This window comes from Planococcus antarcticus DSM 14505 (assembly GCF_001687565.2).
In the GTDB taxonomy this organism is placed as follows: Bacteria; Bacillota; Bacilli; order Bacillales_A; family Planococcaceae; genus Planococcus; species Planococcus antarcticus.
Genome location: NZ_CP016534.2, coordinates 2,719,388 through 2,741,671 on the forward strand (window position 1 = coordinate 2,719,388; position 22,284 = coordinate 2,741,671).

Sequence of the window (22,284 nt, forward strand, 5' to 3'; positions counted from 1 at the left end):
GCCCACAAGTTGAAGAAAATTATCGATTTTTCCTTAAACAACAAATTCGCGATTTGGATTTTGACCATTATGATCGTCGTAGCAGGTCTTTATGCAGGTTTGACGATGAAGCAAGAATCCATTCCAAGCATCACCCTGCCCGCTGTTACCGTAGTTACTACGTATCCGGGCGCTGCACCTGACGAAATTATGGAAGAAGTCACCATTCCGATGGAACAGCGAATTCAGAATATGAACGGTGTCGAGCTTACGACATCCACTTCAATGGCAAATGCCTCGACCATTCAAGTCCAATACGACTTTGAAGTCGATATGGACGAAGCGACCCGCGAGTTGGAGGATGCCTTGTCACAAGTCTCGATTCCCGAGGCTGCCAATGAGCCTCAAGTATCGCGCATCAGTTTGGATGCCTTCCCTGTTCTGACATTGAGCATCAGCGATTCTGGAAGTTCATTGGAAGAATTAACGGCTAGTGTCGAAGAAAACGTGCTGCCTGCCCTTGAAGGGGTAGCTGGTTTGTCAGATGCTCAAGTTTCTGGACAGCGTGTGCAGAAAGTCACCATGTCCTTTGATCAAGAAGCTTTGGCACAATACGGCTTGACTGAAGAAACCATTCAGCAATTGATCCAAGGATCAAACCTGACGTTCCCGCTAGGATTGACCGATTTTGACGGGGAGCTGAAAAACCTGGTTATTGACGGCGATATTACATCTGTCGATGATTTGAGAAATCTGCAGATTCCGGCTCTCCCTCAAGCTGTACCTGCTGCACCAAGCGAAACACCAGCAGCTCCTGATGCAGGATTTGGTGCCGGTGCTCCTGCTACTGGGGCGCCGGCAACTGAAGCACCAGCTGCTGAAAATTCAGCTGCTGCACCGACTGTCATCCCGACGGTTGCATTAAGCGAACTGGCTGAAATCGAAATCGTCAGTGAAGCGGAATCGATTTCACGGACAAACGGAGAAGAATCAATCGGCATCTCGATTATCAAATCACCGGATGCCAACACTGTTGAAGTGGTAAATGGCGTTAAAGAAATCGTTGCAGATGTTGAAGAACAATACGGCTTGACCGTCGCTTCTACGTTTGACCAAGGTGAACCGATCGGAAAATCGGTTGAAACGATGCTCAGCAAAGCCCTATTCGGTATTTTATTTGCTGTCGTCATTATTTTGCTATTCCTTCGCAGCTTTAAGACAACCTTGATCTCGATCATCTCTATTCCTTTGTCGTTATTGATGGCAATTTTCCTGTTGAACCAATTGGACATCACCTTAAATATTATGACACTCGGGGCATTGACGGTCGCAATCGGACGTGTTATCGATGACTCGATTGTAGTGATCGAAAACATTTATCGCCGGATGGCCTTGCCTGGTGAGAAATTGCGCGGCAAAGAATTGATCCGTGAAGCAACACGCGAAATGTTCGTGCCGATTTTCTCATCAACAGTAGTGACCATCGCGGTATTCTTGCCGCTCGCATTAGTCAGCGGACAAATCGGCGAATTGTTTCTGCCGTTCGCTTTGGCAGTGGTCTTTGCTTTATCGGCATCTTTATTGGTTGCTGTCACCATCGTTCCGATGATGGCGCATTTGATGTACCGCAAGCAATTAAGCAACATGGATACGCCTAATTCTAAACAAAAAGAGCATAAGCCAGGTAAAATGGCTGCTAGCTACAAACGTATTTTGGAGTGGGCTTTGAACCACAAGATCATCACTTTTGGAGGAGCTTCGGTAGTCCTTGCGGCAAGTTTGTTCTTGATCCCGGTTATCGGTGTCAGCTTCCTGCCCGAAGAAGAACAAAAAATGGTCATGGCAACTTATAGCCCGGAACCAGGCCAAACACGCGAAGATGTAGAAGCCATTGCGCTTGATGCAGAAGGCGCCATTGACGGACGTGAAGGTGTTACGTCATACCAATACTCGCTCGGCGGAGGCAATCCAATGGCAGCAATGGGCGGCGGCGGAGATAATTCCGCATTGTTCTATATTGAATATGATGACGAATTCGAAGCCTTCGGCGACGAAAGTACCAAACTGATTGACGACTTGAATAACTCTACTGAATCCGGAGAATGGGCCAGCATGGATTTTGCGCCCACCGGGGGAAGCGGACTGGAAATGTTCGTCTACGGTGACAATGTGGAAGATATCCAATCCGCCATCGATCAAATCCAACCATTCATGGAAAATAATGAAGGCCTGGAAAATACTGAATCCAGCTTGACTGAAGCTTATGATCAATTTACATTAGTGGCCAGCCAGCAAAGCTTGAGCGAAAATGGCTTGACCGCGGCACAAGTCGGCATGGCGTTGAGCGGAGTTGGTGACGCACCTATCTTGACAACAGTTAGTCATGAAGACAAAGATATTAATGTTTATATCGAGACAGAAGAAACGCAATACGCTGGTATTGAAGATGTAACAGCTGTAGAAATTCCAACAGCACTTGGAACGACCGTTACAGTTGGTGACGTCATGGAAGTGGAAGAAGGCAAATCGCCGGATACCATCAATCGCAGAGACGGCCAAATGTTTGCATCTCTAACTGCAGATGTCCTCGGCAACAATGCCGCTGAAATCACTACGGAAATTGATGAGCAAGTAGCAGAGCTTGATTTGCCGGCTGGTGTCACGACTGACCACGGCGGCGTAACCGAACAAATCAACGAATCGTTCACTCAGCTTGGCCTGGCAATGCTTGCAGCCATTGCGATTGTTTACTTTGTGCTAGTTGTAACATTTGGCGGCGCACTCGCTCCGTTCTCTATCCTGTTTTCACTGCCATTTACGGTTATCGGCGTTTTGGTGGCATTATGGATCACTGGAGAAGCATTAAGTGTCAACGCATTGATCGGTGTATTGATGCTGATTGGTATCGTTGTCACCAACGCCATCGTCTTGATTGACCGGGTCATTCATATGGAAGAGGCCGGTTTGACAACACGTGAAGCCCTTCTCGAAGGCGGTGTTACACGTCTGCGGCCGATCCTGATGACAGCCTTAGCAACAATCGGAGCGCTTATCCCGCTCGCTCTTGGCGTAGAAGGCGGAGGCGGCGGATTAATCTCCGAAGGCCTTGGCATCACGGTTATTGGCGGATTGATCAGCTCCACTTTACTAACATTGGTCATCGTACCGATTGTTTATGAAGTCGTATCGAAATTCCGTAAGAAACAAGTAAATTGAATAGTATTATGACAGTAAAGCAGGCAGCTCATTGTGGGCTGCCTGCTTTTTTGTATGTGATTTTAGCTGACCGCACCTCGTTTACCGATAACCGCACCCCAAACAGGCATAACCGCACCTCAAACGGCAAAGACCGCACCTCATCACTCCATAACCGCACCTCACGAAAAAAAGCCTGCTCAGCTAAACTGAACAGGCTTCTATGCTATTGCTTCTGCAAATATTCCAGCACCGATTCATCAATTAATGCTTCTTCTGACCAATGATCGTCGAAGTTCTCACGCAGAGCAAAAGTTTTCAATGCCTCTTTCACTTCCGCATCGTAACTGCTATGATCAGCCGATTCCAACAAATTAACTTTTACCAATTGCTTAATAATCGATTCCAACACGTCTTTCTCGATAGCCAATTTGTCTTGTGACGGCGCGGCGAACATTTTGTGCAGCTCATATAATCGTTGCAGTTCTTCGATTGGCTCCGGATGATCATCCACGCGCAAATCGACTTTAACATCGTTATAGCCGCCGTATCCTGCGCCTTCTTGCAGGACATAAACAGCAGCTGACTGTTTACCTCTGCTGTCGCCTCCAGCTTGCTGAGCAGCCGATATGGCGCTCAGCAAGCGTTCAGCGAGCGAGCCTTCCGATTCTTCAAAAGCTCTGCTCATTTCGCTGACGGTTTTCTCGCTGACTAAAATATTGCCCTGACAGGAATGATGCTTCCCTATTTTGTGGCCTGCCCAGTCATAGCACGCATTGCCCGTAAAGGCACTTGCTTCACCGTCCGAATTGATAATGGCTACCTGTCGCAAGCTTCTGCCTGGATCGTCGGCAATCAGTTTGTCAATCACTGCCTCGGGCGACAATCCTTTCTCCAGCAAATCCAGTCCTTCTGGTCCATAAGCGGTATTAGCCCAGGATTGTGTGGCTACAGCACCAACACCCGCTTTTGCCCACGGAACGACGGACCCGACTGCCAAAAACTTCGATTGAACCGCCACACCCACTTCTCCCGTTTCGGGATTCGCAGCAACAATGGAAAATGTCGCAACCAATTTATCTTTGTCCATTTTATTGTTCATTTGATGCCCCCCCTTTTACCTACTGTAATTCAATCCAAGAAAAATTTCTTGCTTGTTTGATTATTTGCAATAAAAAAACTGCAGTTCCTCAACGGATTTCTGCAGGTTTTTCATCTTTCTTGGATTGCCGATCGAGTGCACGGTTCCGATATTTTTTTTTGTCAGCTTTTGATAGAGCTTTGTATTCTTCCAGAAAAGATTCATATTTGGCTAAGACTTCTTTGGTGGCGCCGTACTCTTTGACCACACCAAACTCCAGCCACAAAATCTGATCACAAAATCTTCTCATCTGTGAAATCGAATGGCTGACAAAGAACATCGTTTTCCCTTTTTCTTTGAACTCCATCATCTTGTCCAGACTTTTTTCAGAGAATGCTTTATCTCCTACGGACAAAGCTTCATCTACTATCAGGATATCGGGATTGACGCGGACTGAAATGGAAAAGCCCAAACGTGATTTCATTCCGCTCGAATAGGTTTTCACTGGCTGGTCGATAAACTTTTCCAGCTCAGCAAACTCAATGATTTCTTCTTCCATGGCGCCAATTTCCTTTTCGGAAAATCCAAGCATCAATAATTTGAGTTCGATGTTCTCGCGCCCTGATAACTTGCTGTCCAGTCCAGCATTCACCGCAATCAAAGCGACATTGCCATCGCTTGTCACTTGACCATTTGTCGTTGGAATAACACCTGCGATTATATTCGCCAAGGTCGATTTTCCTGATCCATTAATGCCAACGAGCCCGACAATCGAGCCCTGCTCCACATCAAAAGAGACATTCTGCAAAGCGAAAAAATCCTCCCCATAATCTTTATAAGGAATCAGTAAATCAAGAATTCGTTCAGATTGTTTTTTATATAATTTATAACGCTTAGAAACGTTTTTGACTTCCACTGAATTAACCAAGAGTTTCACTTCCAATTTTTATAAAAAGTCAATGAATTGACTTCTAAATTTCACATGAAGATAAGCACCTATAAGGAACGTGAGTGCGACCACTCCAACAAAATAAAGGGTATAGACAGGATTCTCAATAAAATACCAGCCTTCCCCAAGCAGCGAGTAACGGTAGCCTTCAATAACATAGTAGAACGGATTAAGTTTCATGAAGGGTTGCCATGAATCCGGCAGCAACGTCGGCGGCCATAAAATCGGCGACAAATACAACAGCATGCGCATGACCGACTGCAGTAGCATTTGAACGTCTCTGATGATGGTCGACAAAGTAGATGTAATCAGAGAGAAACTGAATAAGAATACGAGCAGGCCAATTATATAGATAGGCAACTGCAAGTAATAGATGGAAATTGGGTACCCTAGAAACTGCAACATCACCATTCCGATAGCTAATAATATCAGATGAGGGTAAAACTGTGCAAAGATTGTGTAATTCGGAATGACACTCATCGGGAAATTCATCTTGGAAAGCATCTTGATTTTGCTGTAAATCGATTTGGATGATTTCATTACGCTGTTATTGATAAAGAACCACACTAGAATTCCAGCAAACATCCATTGAAAATATGGAATATCCCCAACAGCTTCTCGCTCCCGGATTCCAAAACCAAAAACAAACCAGTATATGAGAATTTGGATAGCCGGATTGATGATCTCCCAGGCTGCTCCCAGGTAATTGCCTCTTGTTAAACTGCGCAACTCATAAACAGACAATCGTTTAACTAAATGAAAGAATTTAACTTGCTCTTTGATAACTTTTATAGCTGATTTCATAGGTAGCCTCACTTAATCACTTTTTATCTCGTTAAACCGCGAGCAATAGTTCTGCTGTTCGAAACTTAACTGGTATGCTCTACTTCAAAAATGCTTTTACTACCCGCTCCGTTGCCTGTCCATCTTCAAGAGAAGAAAAGCGGTCTTTAAACCCGGAGAAAGTTGGGCTCAACTGTATATTTGAATCCGCCGTTGCCTGAATTGCTTGGAAAAGTTCATTTTCCGTCTGTACAATTGGTCCGGGCGCATCTTTTTCGATGTCGATATAGAAGCCGCGCAGCTGGTCACGATAGTTCGCCAAATCATACATAAAGAAAATGATCGGCCGGTCTAAAATCGCATAATCGAAAAAGACAGAAGAATAATCCGTTATCAGCAGATCAGAAGCTAAGTATAGATCGCGGATATCTGGATAAAGTGATACATCATATACCATACCTTCATATGCCGAGAAATCAAAGTTTTCAGCTACCAGATAATGCATGCGGGATAGTAGCACCCATTCGTCACCGAATTCTTTCTTCCAATTTTCCAGATCAAATTGGAATTTAAACTTGTACTTTCCTTTTTGATAGAATTCATTGTCTCTCCAGGTAGGAGCATAGAGCATCACTTTTTTGTCTTCAGCAATCCCCAGATCCCTTTTCAGATTGCTGATCAATAGATCCGAATGACTAGTCAATACATCATTGCGGGGGTATCCGGATTCAATGACTTTTCCATTATAGTGGAAAGCACGCCTAAAAATCTCAGTCGAATATGGATTCGGCGAAATGAGGTAATCCCATTTTTCTGATTCCAATGTAAAATTCTTTTTATACGACTCTGTCTCCGTATCAGGCATGTGGATTTCTTCGATATCCAGCCCTAGTTTTTTTAGAGGAGTTCCGTGCCACGTTTGAAGGTATACGGTACCTTTAGGCTTCGGCATCCACCTTGGCAGCCGGACATTGTTGACCCAGTACTCAGCCCGTGGAAATGTCCAGAACCAGGACATGGTGAACCTGCGAATATATGGCACGTTGAATTCTTCAAAAAGGCTGATTGCGCTCTTATCAACGCTCCAGAGAAGCTTGAATTCCGGATAATGTTCTTTCATGTATTCATAGATGGCACGTGGATTGTCACTGAATTGTTTCGCGTGAAAACTTTCAAATACGACCAATTTTTTCTTTTTCGGAAGTTTTCCCAGTATCACAAAGACCGCCCGAAAAACCCTTCTTGTGTAGCTGCTATCTTTAAGACTTTTAACTTTTTGGATGAAATTCAAATTATTCACCTTACTTCTTTCTTGAAAAACGGATTTGGCAGAAAATTTACACAAATAATGGGATCGCGCTTCTTTTTATTTTATACTGAAACGAAGAGTAGACCAAGTATATTAAAAAAACGCATCTTTTCCTTGATAAATGCGTCTAATACCTCATACATACCTATATTTCCAATAGCTATTACAAATGATAACATATAAGATAGTATCATAGCATATTGTGAAATAAATCGAAAATAAGCACTTTTGGAGTGAACATATATGAAGAAAGTAATAACTTATGGGACCTTTGACTTGATTCATCATGGCCATATAAATATATTAAAACGGGCAAAAGAGAACGGCGATTATTTAATCGTGGGCTTATCATCTGATGAGTTTAATGCGATTAAAGGCAAATCGGCCTATCATTCTTATGAAGAACGTAAATTGATACTCGAGGCCATAAAATATGTTGATGAAGTAATTCCTGAGCACAATTGGGGCCAAAAAGTGACGGATATCAAAAGCTACAATGTAGATTTATTTATAATGGGTTCTGACTGGGAAAACAAATTCGATGAACTGAAAGACTATTGTGAAGTTCTTTACTTGCCGCGTACAGAAGGCATTTCGACTACAAAAATCAAAACAGACCTTTACAATACCCGATGATTAAAGAAGTTGGAATTTCCATTTATCTATTCCTGTTCAAAATCTTGTTTACTCTGTTTAAGCTTTTCCCTATGAGAAATAAAACCGTCTTTCTGTCCTCTTTTGGCGATAATGCATTTTTTATCGCGAAGGAGTTATCGAAGGCTGAACAACATCAAATCATCTTCATCAACCAAGCCAAATGCAAAATCGACTTTACTGCAGTTGCCACTGACAATAAGAAGATTTACAGCTTTGAAACGTCCAATATTACAGATACTTTTTTTCCATCTATCATTTGGCCACTTCCAAATATGTCTTTGTCGATAATTATGCAGGAGTTCTTTCAGTCATTAAATTCCGTAAAGAAGTGAAATGTATCCAACTTTGGCACGCAGCGGGGGCCATTAAGAAATTCGGTTGGAGCGATCCGGAAACTTCTGCCAGAAGCGAGCGGGCAAAGTTAAGATTTCAGCAAGTATATGATCGCTTTCAATACATTCCTGTTGGTTCACAGCAAATGGCGGATATTTTCTCTGAATCCTTTCATGTTGATCAAAGCCATTTTATCTACACAGGAGTTCCACAAACCGATTTTTACTTTGACCCGGATGCTAAAGAAAAAGCCTGCACTACGCTGATGGACTTATACCCGGTCATCGCCGGAAAAAAAGTGGTCTTGTATGCACCTACTTTCCGTAAAAATTCACTGCACAGCATGAAGGTGCAACTGGACGTGAAAGAGATCCTCGATAAGCTGGATGATCAGCATGTTTTGTTGATCAGGCTCCACCCCTCTATCAAAGAGGCCACTAATTTTACGGAGCATCCGCGCGTCCTGTTGGTCAACGACTACCCGCATCTCAGCGACTTGCTGATTGTCAGCGATATCTTGATCACTGATTACTCGTCCATTCCGGTTGAATTTTCATTGCTCGGGAAAAAAATGATTTTCTTCACATATGACCTTGTGGATTACGGTAAAACTCAGGGAATTTGGGCAGAGAACAGCCTGTATTTTCCCGGTCCGATTGTAAAGACGACCAGCGAAGTAATAGAACATATTCTAGATCCCGAGATTGACCTCGAAAAAATCGATCAGTTCCGTAATCACTGGAATACATATTCGACAGGCCAAAGCACATGCCAACTCCTAACAGTCATTTACGACCCAAAAGATTTATAGAACAAAAGCTAGCTTCTCGGTAACCCGGGTTGCTGGCTTTTCGCTTTTCTTAATAAAATATCCAACTTCCAATTTATTGCATTAAAAAGTGTTTATATTTTCTTAATTTTCAGTTTATAATAACATTAATTGCTTATAGACGTGGTATAATAGGAGTATAAAACTTACGGTTACTTTTCCACTGCTTTCGGATAACTCATCTATATCCTAAATGTCTCCATACATACGCGGGCTTGGCCCAGCATATTAACTAAAGGGGTGAGAAAAGTGCTTTCTAAATGGATTAAAGTCTCAGTAGCCGTATTACTAATCCTGTTTACCGTGCTATCCTTCTCTGGTCAGTCGCAAGCAGCGAGTTCCACCTATGTCACAAAAGGCAGCACGACCAGCAAAGTGGTCGCTCTGACTTTCGATGACGGTTCAGACGGCACAAACATCAACAAGATTCTGGATATCCTGTCAGCCAATAATGTCAAAGCGACGTTCTTTTTAACAGGTTCCGGGGCCAAAAACCACCCTACCTGGATCAAGAACATTTCAGCCAAAGGCCACCAGCTTGGCAACCACTCTTATTCGCATCCTGACTTTACCAAACTGACTGCCGCAAAAATGAAGATCGAACTTGATACCGCTGAAACCACGATCAAAGGGTTAACCGGGAAAACCACCAAACCGATTTTCAGAGCTCCATTTGGTGCATCCAATGCTGCAGTCTTGAAGGCGGTCGGGGATGCCGGATATACCCATACGATTCAGTGGAATATCGACACTGTTGACTGGAAAGGGGTCTCATCCACACAAATCACCGACAAAGTCCTGAATAATATTGTGCCAGGATCTATTGTTTTGATGCATACTGGTGCAGGCGCATCCGGAACTCCAGGTGCTTTGCCGGGAATGATCAGCAAATTGAAAGCTAAGGGATATAAATTCGTCACTGTCTCTGAATTATTGAAATTGCCTGCAGCACCAGTCGGCAACCAGTATACAGTTAAAGCCGGAGATACACTTTACAGCATTGCCAAAAAATACAATGTAACTGTTGCAGCGCTGGCTAAAGCCAACAACATTATCAATTATAATCTGATCCAGGTCGGACAGGTATTGACGATTCCGAACCAAACCACTGCGCCGCCTGTCACTTCTGTCAAATACACGGTCAAGGCTGGAGATACATTATACAGCATTGCCCGCACCTACAATACGACCGTTTCCATAATAGCTGCCGCCAATAAGATCACCAATGTCAATGCAATTAGTGTAGGACAAGTGCTGGTGATACCAAGATAGCAGGAGAGCTTACTCTCTAAAATGCCAAAAACCAAATGAAAAGGAGCTGGAATCTATTTTTCCAGTTCCTTTTCTATATGGCTTTTGGCTTGTGCAGAAACCTGCGGTATAGCTTGAAGATCATAAACGCCATGCCAAGCAAAAAGAAAATCGCCAGAACGGGTGCAAGAAATATCAGAATCGGTGCTATTGTAGCCGTAGCATCTTCTGCCACAGAAACGGCCGGACTCATCAAAGCAGTTTCACTCACTCCTTTGACCGCTGTAATAGTTGCATGTGAAGCTGTAGCTACTCCTCCGCCACCAATGATGGCAATGCTCCATTCTAGAAAAGGACTCATATCTCCGATAAAAGAAGCAGTCAACAGGATGCCTGCCAAAGCGGCAATTGGCGTCGAAATCATTTTCATGAACGATCCTACAGCTGGAATATAATTGACTGCGATTTCAAAAAGCGTGGCTACAGCAAATGCGATGATTGCCGGTGTGCTGCCGATCCAACTGAAACCTTCTGAAAGCGTCAACCAGTCCACATGGACGAATATTCCCGTTATCAGCAATGGCGTAAAAATTCTAAACCCCACAGTTGCGCTTAATGCCAGTCCGATACAGATTGCAAGAATAGTTTCCATCGCGTTGACCTCCCCTGTCTTCGTGTTCTTTCAGTTATACATGAGCCGAATCTTCCCTATTGCTCATGCACTTGCTTACCCCTACTGCATATAAAACCCATGTCTATTTTTATCCGGTTGTTCCATTTGCATCTTCATAAGAGATCCCGGTCTTTTTCCTCCTGCAAAATCTTTTCGAACAGCTTTAACAACGGCTCTTTCAGCTCTGGACGCTTTAAGGCGAACTCTATCGTCGTTTCGATAAATCCATACTTTTCCCCCACATCATACCTGCGCCCTTCAAACTCAAAGGCATAAACCCTTTGAATTTCATTTAATTTTTGGATGGAATCCGTCAGCTGGATCTCCCCTCTGCTCCAAATTGGTGTTCACCCAAAAAACCAAATATTTTAGGAGTCAAAATATAACGCCCCATAATCGCGTAATTGGAAGGAGCTGTTCCCAGTGCCGGTTTTTCCACAAAATTTCTTACTTTCATCAACTGACCATCCATCGACAACGGATCGATAATTCCATATCGACAGGTTTCTTCTACTGGAACCTGTTGAACACCAACAATCGAGTTTCCGGTTTTATCGAATTGTTTCATCAGCTGAGCAAGGCATGGCTCTTCATTTTCTACGATATCATCACCCAACAATACAGCAAAAGCCTCATCGCCGATAAAGTTGCGGGCCGACCAAATCGCATGCCCCAGGCCAAGCGGATGCTTTTGGCGAATATAGTGGATTTCCAGCTTCGACGTTTGAAGAATAGTTTCCAGCATGTCTAGCTTCCCTTTTGCCAGCAATGTAGCCTCCAGTTCATGCGCGTGGTCAAAATGATCTTCGATTGCCCGCTTCCCTTTCCCTGTGACAATAATGATGCTTTCAATTCCAGATGCGATTGCTTCCTCCACAATATATTGGATAGTGGGCTTGTCCACGATTGGCAGCATCTCTTTTGGCATAGCTTTAGTAGCAGGAAGAAATCGTGTTCCCAGACCAGCAGCTGGAATGATGGCTTTTCTGATGGACATTGGTGGTCCCTCCTTTTTTCATACACTCTTTTTTATGTCCATCATACCATTTAACAGAACATTCGGAACCAAACAATCACATCTGACTATAAGGTGGAAACGATGCACTTTCCTATTTGTTCTCTGCAACTAGCAGAAATGTTAAATGGCATTATAATTATTTTTAAATTTCAGGTTATATAATTATTTATACCTATTTTAAATAAGTGTAACCACGACTATAATAATCTAGATATTCCATTTATTATACACAGGAGGAAGAAAATGAAACGTTTAGCTGTATTTTTATTAGTTTTAGGGTTTGCATTTAGTATGATGCCCCTCTCGGCATTTGCCATCAAATCGGATGATGCTAAATTTGACCAATTTTTAGCAGAAATCAAGTGGGAGAAACAAGATTACCTTAACTATCTGGAAAGTAAAGACTGGTCGTTGAGCGAATTTGACACAATCGACGAATTAGGTACCCCGTTGACTGAGGAAAACATTCAAGCTCTAACAGGAAAACTGGATCTATCTCGAACAGACATGAATGAATTGCTTTACGAATATGGAGACTTGGAGTATGGCCAGGATGTTCTTGATGGAATTTACTTGATTTTCATTGAAGACCTTGAATACTACATTGAATTTTATTTGGAAGACTTTATCGGAACTCCAATTGATGACACTAACTTGCAGCAGCTCTTAGAGGACTATGGTTTTGCTTCTGAGAAAGAACTGGAAGCATTTTTGCAGGAGTATGATGATTCCATCTCATATCACGAATCTATAGAAGATTTAGAGTCCTCCATTATTTTCTATCAAGACCCTGGCGATTTTGAAATCGATATGGATGGCCTCTTCACTGAATTGGGTTTGACTGAAGAAGAAATTGAAAATTTGGTCGCTCACATGGAAACATTGGATTATGAAGATCCTGCATTCGAACAAAAACTAATGGAATTAAGTGATCGCATGATGGCAGTCGGCGAATTTGAAACTGCTGATGAGCTGACGGCAGAACAGATTGCTGAGATTATGGATATCTACAGCGATATGACCGATGTGCTTGAATTGAAAACAACTTATTACTTTGTAAAAGACGGCGAAAAAACAGCTGTTTCATTAGCTACCCTCATGACGCTTGAATCAACTGAAGGCGCTGATTTATTGATTGAGATTTACAACTTGAAAGATGTATTCCTCGCAGACATCCTTTTGACGGCTGAAATGTTTGGATCTGACTTGATCGCAGACACTGGAACTGACTTGAAGACCGTTGAGAAAGTCATTTCTGCACCGCCTGTGGTACAAAAACCGGTGACAACTGCTCCAACAACACCATCTACAACCCAAACTGTGAAAGGTGGAAAATTACCGGCTACAGCCTCTGATTTCGTAGCAAATGCTGTTTTCGGACTGGCCTTGCTTCTGACAGGCATCGCTTTATTCCGCCGAATCAGAGCTGAAGAAGTCTGATGATGAAGCACAAACAGGAAAAAAGAAGAAGCAAAAAACCGCTTCTTCTTACTCTATCCATCGTCCTTATCATACTTGGTCTATGGTTCAGCACTACCAGCACGGCAACTTTCGTCAAAGGTTATATGCTTTATAAAACTGGAAACGTCGAAGCAAAAGACTTCAGCAATAAACCAGAAACCCAGTCTCCTGCAATTGCCGAAGAACTGGAAATTTCTAAGGAACCTGAAGTATCTGTGGAACCTGTTGAACAGTTAACCACTGATTCAGTGCTTCCTTCCAAATATCCGGAAACACCCGAAATCGGCGACTTGATGGGCGAACTGATTATCCCAAAGCTTGAAGCCAGCCTGCCGATTATACACGGTACGGATGAAGACGAGCTGGAAAAAGGCGTCGGACATTTTGCCCAAAGTGTTATGCCAGGAGAAAATGACAATTCTGTATTGTCTGGACACCGCGATACGGTCTTCCGTGAGCTTGGCGAAGTTGGAAAAGGCGATACCTTGATTGTTAAAACCCATTCCGGTGTCTTCACGTACAAAGTCCGCCAAGTGCGAATAGTCGACGAAGACGATCGAACTGTTATTGTTCCAAAACCCAAAGCCACTTTAACTGTTTCCACCTGCTATCCGTTTGATTACGTCGGATATGCTCCAGAGCGTTATATATTAGTAGCAGATTTGGTGTCTAGCGAGTAAACAACTAACAGAAAAAGAGCGGTGAGATTTTATTCACCGCTCTTTTTCTTATGCATTTAGGTATTACTCGATATCGACACTCTCATAAAGAACCTATAACACTTGAAGTTCTTTTAGCTTCAATCAGCTTTTGAACTTCTTCGTAAATTCGCTGGCTATTGTTTTGATCTTGATATTTAATAATACCGGTAATTTCGTATTCAAAATTCGCAAAATCACTCTTAATTCTGTCTTCAATGATTGTTATGAGCTCTTCTTCATAAGAACCAATACCTCCAATGAAAGTTTCTTCAATCGGACGCAATATGCCTTTTCGGAAAAAGCGATCGACATCAAAATGATAGTAAACAACCGGTTTATTTAGCAGTGTGAAATCAAAACTGACACTGCTGTAATCCGTTATCAGCAAAGCATGATCAATCAATAACTGTTGAACAGTCTGCGAGCCGAGTGGAATGAATTTAATGCGTTCATGCATATTTTCAATCTCACTCTGAAAATAGTCCTGCGCTCGGTAATGCGGATAAAAATTGATATTTACGTTATACTCCTCAAGCAAGCCATGCAACTTTTCATTTTGTATTAAGTTAGAATACGCAAGGAAGTATTCGCTTTTTAAAAACTGTTCATCCGTGTTGATCCAGTCACGCCAAGTTGGCATCAATAAAATGTCTCTCGGAGGGTTAACTTGGATTAAATTATCAAAACGAGCTAGACCAGTTACTGCTACTTCCTGGTCCTCATAACCCATCTCGTCCATGACAATGACTTGCTTTTCAGGGTCTGAGCTGACAATGAACAAATCAAATGGCATATCGTAATTTTTCTTGTGGTATTCAACATTTTTGCGGCCCAACACGCCATGCTGAAGAAAGATTTTGACAGTTTCTTCGTAGCCGAAAAAGCCTCTTGCCGGCTTATAGGGCAGGATATTCTCTAAATCATGAGTACCAAGCAAGACTTTGGCTTTAAAAGCAATTTCAAAATGCCTGTCCGAGCCAAAAAACAAAATGTTTGGAATATCTTTGATGTGCTCATAATCAGAACTATCTTCTTCTATTACATAATAGGATTCAACGGATGTGTTTTTCTGCAGCCACTTGAAAAAGACGATTCCATTGTCTTGGGCTGTATTGGTGCGTTCTCCAATCAACCAAATATTTTCATCTTTCACATCTATATTCATTGGAATCTTCACGTTGCTTCTGATAGTGAATGACTCTACTTTCAGATTATTAAACGGGGTTGTTGTAATCATAAAGTGATGTTCATTGCCTTGATCGTCGTATTGTTTTTTATAGCTGTAATAGTTGTCCTTCCTATAATGAGCTTTGTTGTATCTAATTTTTTCTTTTCGGATGATCTCTCCTGCACCGTTTTCAATAACAACAAAAAGGTCAAGCACCGTTTTATCTTTACTCTTGATTCCAATTAAATCCAGGCTATTAAGGTTAACCGAAAACTCTCCTGTAATTGGAACTTGAAGTGAATCTTGAGATAAACGATCTTCGATCAACAAGTAAGCTTTAGATCCTATGAATTCTTCAATTGATCCCATTATTCCGCGTATTTGAAAGTTCTGTACTTCATGGATTGCTTTCTTCAGCTTAGCCTGGGTCATGGCTAGTCCAAGTGATAAATCTCTGCGGCGATAGAACCTCAACTTAACGAATTGTGAATTCGATATGACTTTGTAATAAGTGGTGGTGGTGTGCAGAAGTTTCTTATCTAAATTGAATCTGTAAACTTTCGGTTCGTCACTATGTTCGACAAGAAAAAAACGTTTAACAAAAAGGTTTTCCAACAAATCCTTCATCGGCAAAAATGTTTGAAGCTGGTCATCTATACGCTCTACCGGATAAGATCTAAGCATGCCACTTTTCGGTTCATCCACTTGAAAGGAGCACTCAAATTCGGTGTTTCCACCAATAAGTGAAAGTGTCAGAAGAAAATCGTGATCTTGTTTTTCCTCAATTGAAAGAGCTTCGATTTCTATAGAGTGCGGAATCAACTCCAAATAAAATACGGATTTCCGACTGAGAACCTGGATTTGGTGGTGGCAGGAGTTGAATACCTCATCAAAAGGTTCCACTAAGTTCAATGGATATAACTTATTATCGATGTGGAGGAACATTCGCCAGAGACCAGCCGCCATTTCTGAAAAGTCATTAAACACGATGAAATTTTTTTCAGCATCTCTTGTACCTGTTAGTATACGGAATTGAAAGTTATTAAAAGCATAAAGTTCAAATTCCACATCAGCCTCTTCCATCACATCCAGCATATTTATGGACAGGGTAAGGGCATCATACTGTAGGGATTTGACTTGAGAACCAATCAAATGATCCATAAAGTAAAAATCAGCAAACCGGTTATTAATGATAATAGTTTTTTTTACTTTGGTCGATAAGAATTTATTGCCAACCAATATGGACTCCTGAAAATCACCTGCTTTATACATTTCATGTTCTGTGATCCATATCTTTTTATTATTGATGGTTAATTGCACGCGTGAACTTGAAGTCACCAATGTCAAAAGATGATGGGGAATCGTTACAACCAGGACGCTATTGTTCAATAGCTCATGCCTTAGTTGATGGACTTCTTCATTAATCAGGAATTCTGCCTTAATATTCTTTTTCAACGTAAAAAAATTAGACAACTTAAATTCAAAGAGCAAATCTTGGTCTTTGAAACAATGCTTTTTCACTTCTACTCTTTTCACTAATTTTTTCTTCAACTTATTCGAAATCTTTTTTAAATTCATAGCTGCTAATCTCCCAAAAAATTATTATCGCAATGTCTTATATTATCATCCTTGTAATTTCTGTCAATTAAAAAAAGAATGGACAGTCGTAGAAAGAATACTTATATTGGAATAATGTGAACAGGTAAATACGCTTACTTGTTTTATCAAATAAAGAACTGGCCTTACTGCTTCCAGTATCGGTTACCTATTGGAGAATTTACGTGAAAAATTTAAATGAAATTAATATTATAAGAGCTGTTATGTGTCTTTCTATCGTAATTACACATTCAATCTCAAATTACTTAAGAAATGTAGAAGTTGACCAAATCGCTTACGATCAGTATATCCTTTGGATAAGGTTCTCTTTGCTTTGCTCCACCCTTATATTCATTTTATTATCTGAAACTCTGCTGTCCAGAAATTATCCTAATGGATTAAAAACCGGCTTTTTCCCAAAGCGGATAAAATATATTCTAATGCCATACATATTAATTGGATTAATCGTCAGTTACAGAGGCTCCGATAGAGACTTGTCTTCTTTCATGGAAGTTGCGTTCCAAAAGGTAATATTGGGTCAATGGTACGGATTTTTCGTTATCGTTATCTTTCAATTCTACGTCCTTCATTGGCTGATTGGAAAATACTTGGCGCGTGTTAATCCTCTTGGTCCAATACTTATTTCATTCGCTATCTCTTTTGCACATGTATACTGCTTTGTTCATGTCGACTCCTATCAAGAGTTAATATTGACGCACTATCCTCTATGGTATAAGACCCATATCTTTATGTGGCTGTTCTACTTTATTGTCGCATTTTATATTGGCCAGTACTACGAACAACTTATCACATTTTTAACTGACAAAATATGGGTACCCGTTTTGATGACTCTCATCAGTTTCGGTATTATTATGTACAACATTTATGTATCAATCATGGCATTTCTCACGATTTCATCTTGTATCGGAGTTTCATTCCTATTATATCAAAACGGTCTCACTCGCCATTTCACCGGAAAAATACAGTACTTGGAACCTACGCCTAAACAAAATAGAGCTTCTTTTAATGGGAAATCACGAAATGTTAATTATGGACAATAAGACGTAGCCTCTGGGAACAAACTAAAAAGCCTGTCGAGGATTTCTCGACAGCCTACAAAAGCACTTCCTCAGAGGAAGTGCTTTTTATTTGATCCTCTGTCTAAAGGCAAAAATTTCTGGATCAAAGATTTTAAACGATGTGGTTTGGATAGAATAGAACGTGAATTTTTGTCAATTAGAATTTTACGGATTTTAATTTCCAGATAATTTTAATTGATTCTATTATACTACATCAGAGATGATTTACCACAAAAATATGCGACTTTTTTATTCTTTTCAGCATTAAACAAGCCGCCGCTCAGAATCTTTTGATTCTGAGCGGCGGCTTTGAAATTAACAGATTCCTATTCCTTATTAATAATATCTGAAACATAGTAAAAACCGTATTCATCCATTACAATAGTATAGGTTTTGCTTCGTTCCTGAATAGACCAGTCGCCAGTTGTATCTTTAAAGTCAAAGGCTTCTTCCGTATGCACCAAAGCATACTCGTCAAAGATCTCGATTCCTGAGATATCGAGCTTTGTAAAATTGAATTCTCTTCCCTGACCTGAAATCTCCGTAATGTACTCAGCAATGCCATTGTAAATATCGCTTTGATACACCAACAGGTTCTGGACATAGAAAAAGTCTTCTTCTTTCAGAGAGGTTTCATAGTAGTAATGGAAATCGCCAATAAATTCGCTTAAGTTAGATTCACTAAATGTCATTTCCAAATCGACATCATACTCATAATCTTCGTCTTCATGGCCACTAAAGTCATCATAAACTTTGAACAAGGCTGCGACTTCTTCTGCCGACATCGGAGTAGTCACCCATTGCGACAATTGTTCATACATCGAGTACATCGGAATTGAAAAACCGATTGAATCACCTTCTTCAATTACTAATGAATTGATGCCGATGACTTTTCCTGTCGTAGCGTCCACTAATGGACCGCCACTACTACCCGGTGCAATTTTAGCATCGATCTGGTAAATGTCTTCGTATGTGAATTCCTGGTAGAAATCACGATCGATCCCAGTCAAATAGCCGATTGATGCCGTGTTTTCCATACCTGCAGGGCTTCCCAGCGCAATAACTTCAGTTCCCACATCAGTTGCTTCCATTTCAACTTCCAATGGCGTGATACCTTCAAATGCTTCTACATGGATTAATGCAATATCAGATTCATCTGAAATGCCAACGACTGTCCCCGGATGGTCCTGGCCGTTGATGTTACGGACCACTACATCAGTGAACCCAGCTACAGCGTGGGCATTTGTTATGACCATCCCAGTGTCGGAGAACAGAAATCCTGATCCTTGTCCGCCTTCAGTCAAAACGGTATAGACTTTTTGTTGTGACTCCTTGATGATCGCTGTTTTCTCTTTTTTCTTAGGCTCTACTTTTTCTGGTTGCTCGGAAGGTGGTACGACGTTTTCCACTTTCGTGACAGTACCCGCAGTTTCCTCTTCAGCCGGAACCGTTTCTTCAGGCTCTTCAATCTTTTCCACTTTACCAGGTTCTATTACAGGCTCTTCTTCAGGCTCTTCTTCAGGCTCTTCTTCAACTTCTGGCGCTTCTGGCTCAGGTTTTATTTCAGCTGTCAGTTCTTCTTTTGGCGGTTCTGCTGGTTCTGCTTCATCTTGCATCAATTGTGCGGAACCAATTCCAACTCCTAGCAGCGTCAAAACCAATACGATGGCATACATGAAATTACGTTTTTTCTGCTTCTTACTTGTTCTTTTCATGAGCGAATGGCCACAATCCTTACAGTTTTTTGCGCCTTCCTCATTTTCTTTCCCACATTTATTGCACATCATAGCTGTACCCCCTTGATGGACTAGCGTAAATCCCCTTAATTTCTTCCATTATAAACCTTATAACGTCAAACAACTACTCAGGGTTGCAAGTTGTCACGAAGTCTTCCTATTTGTAATAAATCTATCTATTCAGAAGATTATTTTATCATAGATAGCAGATTTACAATTAAAAAAATAAACTAAATGTAAATTATTATTAAATTTGCAGTATTATTTCTTATTTTAATCCAGTATAATCAGATCAGTAAAATACTAATTTTTGGGAAATGACTTTGTGGAAGACTTTTTAAATGTATTCAGAAAGACATTTGTTTTCAGCGGCAGATCACGGCGCAAGGAATATTGGATGTTTGTACTGGGGATTACCGTTATTTCAGTAGTTTTAACAATTATTGAAATGATGGCAGGTCTTGAAATTGCACCTGAAGTAGGATTATTAACTACTATTTTCTCTCTTATTGTTTTAATTCCTAGCATATCCGTTACCGTCCGCCGGTTCCATGATATTGGACGCTCAGGATGGTGGCTGTTGTTGAGCTTTATTCCTATCCTTGGATGGATCGCAATGTTCATATTCACTTTATTGGACAGCCAGTCCGGCAGCAATAAATACGGACCTACCCCAAAACAATCTTTAAATGATTTTGCTCCTGCCAATAACTAGCATCCAAAGAAACCGCAATTGTCGATATGACAGTTGCGGTTTCTTTGGATTAATTTTACTTGTTGTCTATTTTACGTCAATTTCGTGTATCTTTTCCTGAACGATCAGCAGTTCTTTGAAGTTCTGATTTAAGGCTGAGGATTCTGACTCGATCTCTTGAGACACAGTGTTCAATTCCAAGATCAATCCGTCCAATGTGGACTGGTACTCCTGATATTGCTCAAAGCTGATAGTTTCTTCGTCATCCAGTTCCGCCACCAGTGACTGCAGGTTTTTTTCGAGTGCGTCCAATTTTTTCTCGTAGGGACCTAAACTTACAGCCCCGGGCTTGTCGTCTAGTTTTTGTTCTTCAGAAGCTGGGGCTTTTAGTGCCATGTAAGCCTGTGTATCCACTTGCGGCATCAAAACAAATCCGAGGGCGAGAACAGGAACAGACATTTTCAAAAACGAAGTTTTCAAATGATCTTCCTCCTTCAAAATGATTAGGCGTTACGCTCAGCTTATACCATCTGCCAAACACCGCAATCCCTTTTGAAGAGTCTTTAGAATTTCTTAATCTAAGCTTTACAAAGAAATTAATAAAGCGCAGATTTTGCCAACGATGACCGGAGCACCTGCAAAAAAGCATCGATATCCTGCCTAGTGGTATTTCTTGCAAGCGAAATCCGGATGAATTTTCGCGCAACGTCCTGCTCAACTCCCATGGCGTTCATAGCTGACATCGCTTCCCCTGCACCGATCTTGCAAGCCGTGCCTGTAGAAATTGCAATTTGCTGGCGGTTGCATTCAAGCATCATCCACTGCCCTTCAACATGCGGCAAGAGCAGACCTTGGATAAAGGGTGATTTTCCTGCTGGGTTTCCGGTCAACAAAACTTCTTCCGGAAGCCGCTCCATCAAATATCGCTGCAACTCTTCTGCATGCTCCGCCACTTCCCTTTGTTCCGCAGCTGCCTCTTTTCCAGCGATCGTGGCCGATACGATTCCTGGCATGTCTACAGTTCCAGCACGGAAGCCCTGCTGATGGGTGGTTCCCTCATAGACCGATTCCCAGTGGATACTCGGGTCCATCCAAACTATTCCAACACCTTTCGGACCGCCGATTTTGTGTCCTGAACAAACCGCCGAAGCAGCACCCAACTGCGACATGTCTACCGGAATTTTTCCGAGCGCCTGGACGATATCACAATGCAAAGGAACCGCTTTTTCTTTGGCATAGGCGGCACATTTTGTTACAGGTTGAATGGCTCCCATTTCCGAATTGACAAGCTGGATCACGACCAAAGCCGTTTGCTTGGTAACCAGACTTTGAAATTGCTCAAAATCAAGAATGCCATCTGTATCGACTGGAACATACCTGATGCGATATCCTTCCTTCTCCAATTCGTGCAACGCTGTTAAAACAGAAGCATGCTCGAGTTTTGTTGTAACGATTTCCCTTAGTTCCTTGTTTCTGCCCCGCAGCAAGGAACGGATGGCTAATTGATTGCCTTCAGATGCATTGCCCGTAAAATAAATCCCCTCGCTCCGGGCATTAAGAAAGCTTCCCCACGTTCTTCGGCATGCCTCGAGCAGATTGGCAGCAGCTGAACCCGCGTCGTGCAGGCTTTGGGTATTGCCAAAAACCTGCTTAGCTGTTTCTGCATAGGCGTTAATAGCCGATTGCCGCATCGGAGCGGTTGCTGCATAGTCTAAATAAATCATCATTTCTTCCTCATTTCTTATCGCGCAGGATTTTAACCTTGTAATCACTCTATCTTTGTGTCATTAAT

General features: G+C 41.7%; 17 protein-coding genes and 1 pseudogene. 8 read left to right on the plus strand and 10 right to left on the minus strand.

The genetic code is table 11. The annotated features are described in order from the left end of the window. Positions 1-9: 9 nt before the first annotated feature. Positions 10-3,195 (plus strand): efflux RND transporter permease subunit, encoded by a 3,186-nt coding sequence (locus BBH88_RS13575; protein WP_065536685.1) that lies wholly within the window; start codon positions 10-12, stop codon positions 3,193-3,195. A gap of 205 nt (positions 3,196-3,400) precedes the next feature. On the opposite strand, the gene BBH88_RS13580 is transcribed toward BBH88_RS13575, so the two are convergent. From BBH88_RS13580 to BBH88_RS13595, 4 genes are all read right to left on the minus strand, one after another. After that, a complete protein-coding gene (locus BBH88_RS13580) occupies positions 3,401-4,276 on the minus strand; it encodes a DUF1028 domain-containing protein (RefSeq protein ID WP_065536684.1) in 876 nt (291 codons plus the stop codon). 88 nt (positions 4,277-4,364) lie between these two features. Next, on the minus strand, positions 4,365-5,183 hold the full coding sequence (tagH, locus tag BBH88_RS13585; RefSeq protein ID WP_006831317.1) for a teichoic acids export ABC transporter ATP-binding subunit TagH: 819 nt from the start codon (positions 5,181-5,183) through the stop codon (positions 4,365-4,367). Positions 5,184-5,201: 18 nt separating this feature from the next. Continuing rightward, positions 5,202-6,008 carry an ABC transporter permease gene (locus BBH88_RS13590; protein WP_006831318.1) on the minus strand — a complete coding sequence of 269 codons (807 nt, stop codon included), beginning with the start codon at positions 6,006-6,008 and terminating at the stop codon, positions 5,202-5,204. Positions 6,009-6,087: 79 nt separating this feature from the next. Further along, positions 6,088-7,206, minus strand: coding sequence for a CDP-glycerol glycerophosphotransferase family protein (locus tag BBH88_RS13595; protein ID WP_154669166.1), 1,119 nt, complete (start codon positions 7,204-7,206; stop codon positions 6,088-6,090). Positions 7,207-7,539: 333 nt separating this feature from the next. On the opposite strand from BBH88_RS13595, the gene tagD reads away from it, so the two are divergent. From tagD to BBH88_RS13610, 3 genes are all read left to right on the plus strand, one after another. Beyond that, positions 7,540-7,932 (plus strand): glycerol-3-phosphate cytidylyltransferase, encoded by a 393-nt coding sequence (gene tagD, locus BBH88_RS13600; protein ID WP_065536683.1) that lies wholly within the window; start codon positions 7,540-7,542, stop codon positions 7,930-7,932. A 277-nt stretch (positions 7,933-8,209) separates the two neighbouring features. Then, complete coding sequence (locus tag BBH88_RS13605; RefSeq protein WP_238323323.1) at positions 8,210-9,097, plus strand: CDP-glycerol glycerophosphotransferase family protein; 888 nt, start codon at positions 8,210-8,212, stop codon at positions 9,095-9,097. Between the two features lie 267 nt (positions 9,098-9,364). Continuing rightward, positions 9,365-10,387 carry a LysM peptidoglycan-binding domain-containing protein gene (locus BBH88_RS13610; RefSeq protein WP_006831322.1) on the plus strand — a complete coding sequence of 341 codons (1,023 nt, stop codon included), beginning with the start codon at positions 9,365-9,367 and terminating at the stop codon, positions 10,385-10,387. A gap of 73 nt (positions 10,388-10,460) precedes the next feature. Here the strand turns inward: BBH88_RS13610 and BBH88_RS13615 are convergent, their stop codons facing one another. Beyond that, positions 10,461-11,018: a DUF4126 domain-containing protein gene (locus BBH88_RS13615; RefSeq protein ID WP_006831323.1), complete on the minus strand. Its 558-nt coding sequence runs from the start codon at positions 11,016-11,018 to the stop codon at positions 10,461-10,463. Between the two features lie 134 nt (positions 11,019-11,152). Continuing rightward, positions 11,153-12,036, minus strand: a pseudogene (gene galU, locus BBH88_RS13620) (UTP--glucose-1-phosphate uridylyltransferase GalU). 264 nt (positions 12,037-12,300) lie between these two features. Between galU and BBH88_RS13625 the strand changes: the two are divergent. Both BBH88_RS13625 and BBH88_RS13630 read left to right on the plus strand, forming a co-directional pair. Further along, a complete protein-coding gene (locus BBH88_RS13625) occupies positions 12,301-13,497 on the plus strand; it encodes a processed acidic surface protein (protein ID WP_065536682.1) in 1,197 nt (398 codons plus the stop codon). Beyond that, positions 13,497-14,198 (plus strand): class D sortase, encoded by a 702-nt coding sequence (locus BBH88_RS13630; protein ID WP_006831327.1) that lies wholly within the window; start codon positions 13,497-13,499, stop codon positions 14,196-14,198. Before BBH88_RS13625 ends, BBH88_RS13630 begins: the two co-directional genes overlap by 1 nt. Positions 14,199-14,280: 82 nt before the next feature. On the opposite strand, the gene BBH88_RS13635 is transcribed toward BBH88_RS13630, so the two are convergent. After that, positions 14,281-16,965, minus strand: a complete 2,685-nt coding sequence (locus tag BBH88_RS13635) for a CDP-glycerol glycerophosphotransferase family protein (RefSeq protein ID WP_065536681.1) — start codon at positions 16,963-16,965, stop codon at positions 14,281-14,283. A 203-nt stretch (positions 16,966-17,168) separates the two neighbouring features. Between BBH88_RS13635 and BBH88_RS19915 the strand changes: the two genes are divergently transcribed. Continuing rightward, complete coding sequence (locus tag BBH88_RS19915; RefSeq protein ID WP_006831329.1) at positions 17,169-18,044, plus strand: acyltransferase family protein; 876 nt, start codon at positions 17,169-17,171, stop codon at positions 18,042-18,044. A gap of 344 nt (positions 18,045-18,388) precedes the next feature. Here BBH88_RS19915 and BBH88_RS13645 read toward each other — a convergent pair whose 3' ends face one another. Then, entirely contained in the window at positions 18,389-19,849 is a 1,461-nt protein-coding gene (locus BBH88_RS13645; protein ID WP_006831330.1) for a trypsin-like peptidase domain-containing protein, read from the minus strand. A 274-nt stretch (positions 19,850-20,123) separates the two neighbouring features. On the opposite strand from BBH88_RS13645, the gene BBH88_RS13650 reads away from it, so the two are divergent. Then, a complete protein-coding gene (locus BBH88_RS13650; protein ID WP_006831331.1) occupies positions 20,124-20,513 on the plus strand; it encodes a DUF805 domain-containing protein in 390 nt (129 codons plus the stop codon). 66 nt (positions 20,514-20,579) lie between these two features. Here the strand turns inward: BBH88_RS13650 and BBH88_RS13655 are convergent, their stop codons facing one another. Together BBH88_RS13655 and BBH88_RS13660 are read right to left on the minus strand one after the other, a co-directional pair. Continuing rightward, positions 20,580-20,972 (minus strand): hypothetical protein, encoded by a 393-nt coding sequence (locus tag BBH88_RS13655; RefSeq protein ID WP_065536680.1) that lies wholly within the window; start codon positions 20,970-20,972, stop codon positions 20,580-20,582. Between the two features lie 116 nt (positions 20,973-21,088). Continuing rightward, positions 21,089-22,219 (minus strand): IscS subfamily cysteine desulfurase, encoded by a 1,131-nt coding sequence (locus tag BBH88_RS13660; protein ID WP_065536679.1) that lies wholly within the window; start codon positions 22,217-22,219, stop codon positions 21,089-21,091. Positions 22,220-22,284: the final 65 nt, after the last annotated feature.

Excerpts from the sequence above, each read along its gene's own strand:
- BBH88_RS13580 (WP_065536684.1), bottom strand. The coding sequence starts at position 4,276 with ATGAACAATAAAATGGACAAAGATAAATTGGTTGCGACATTTTCCATT.
- BBH88_RS13590 (WP_006831318.1), bottom strand. The coding sequence starts at position 6,008 with ATGAAATCAGCTATAAAAGTTATCAAAGAGCAAGTTAAATTCTTTCAT.
- tagD (WP_065536683.1), top strand. The coding sequence starts at position 7,540 with ATGAAGAAAGTAATAACTTATGGGACCTTTGACTTGATTCATCATGGC.
- BBH88_RS13615 (WP_006831323.1), bottom strand. The coding sequence starts at position 11,018 with ATGGAAACTATTCTTGCAATCTGTATCGGACTGGCATTAAGCGCAACT.
- BBH88_RS13625 (WP_065536682.1), top strand. The coding sequence starts at position 12,301 with ATGAAACGTTTAGCTGTATTTTTATTAGTTTTAGGGTTTGCATTTAGT.
- BBH88_RS13630 (WP_006831327.1), top strand. The coding sequence starts at position 13,497 with ATGATGAAGCACAAACAGGAAAAAAGAAGAAGCAAAAAACCGCTTCTT.
- BBH88_RS13635 (WP_065536681.1), bottom strand. The coding sequence starts at position 16,965 with ATGAATTTAAAAAAGATTTCGAATAAGTTGAAGAAAAAATTAGTGAAA.
- BBH88_RS13645 (WP_006831330.1), bottom strand. The coding sequence starts at position 19,849 with ATGATGTGCAATAAATGTGGGAAAGAAAATGAGGAAGGCGCAAAAAAC.
- BBH88_RS13660 (WP_065536679.1), bottom strand. The coding sequence starts at position 22,219 with ATGATGATTTATTTAGACTATGCAGCAACCGCTCCGATGCGGCAATCG.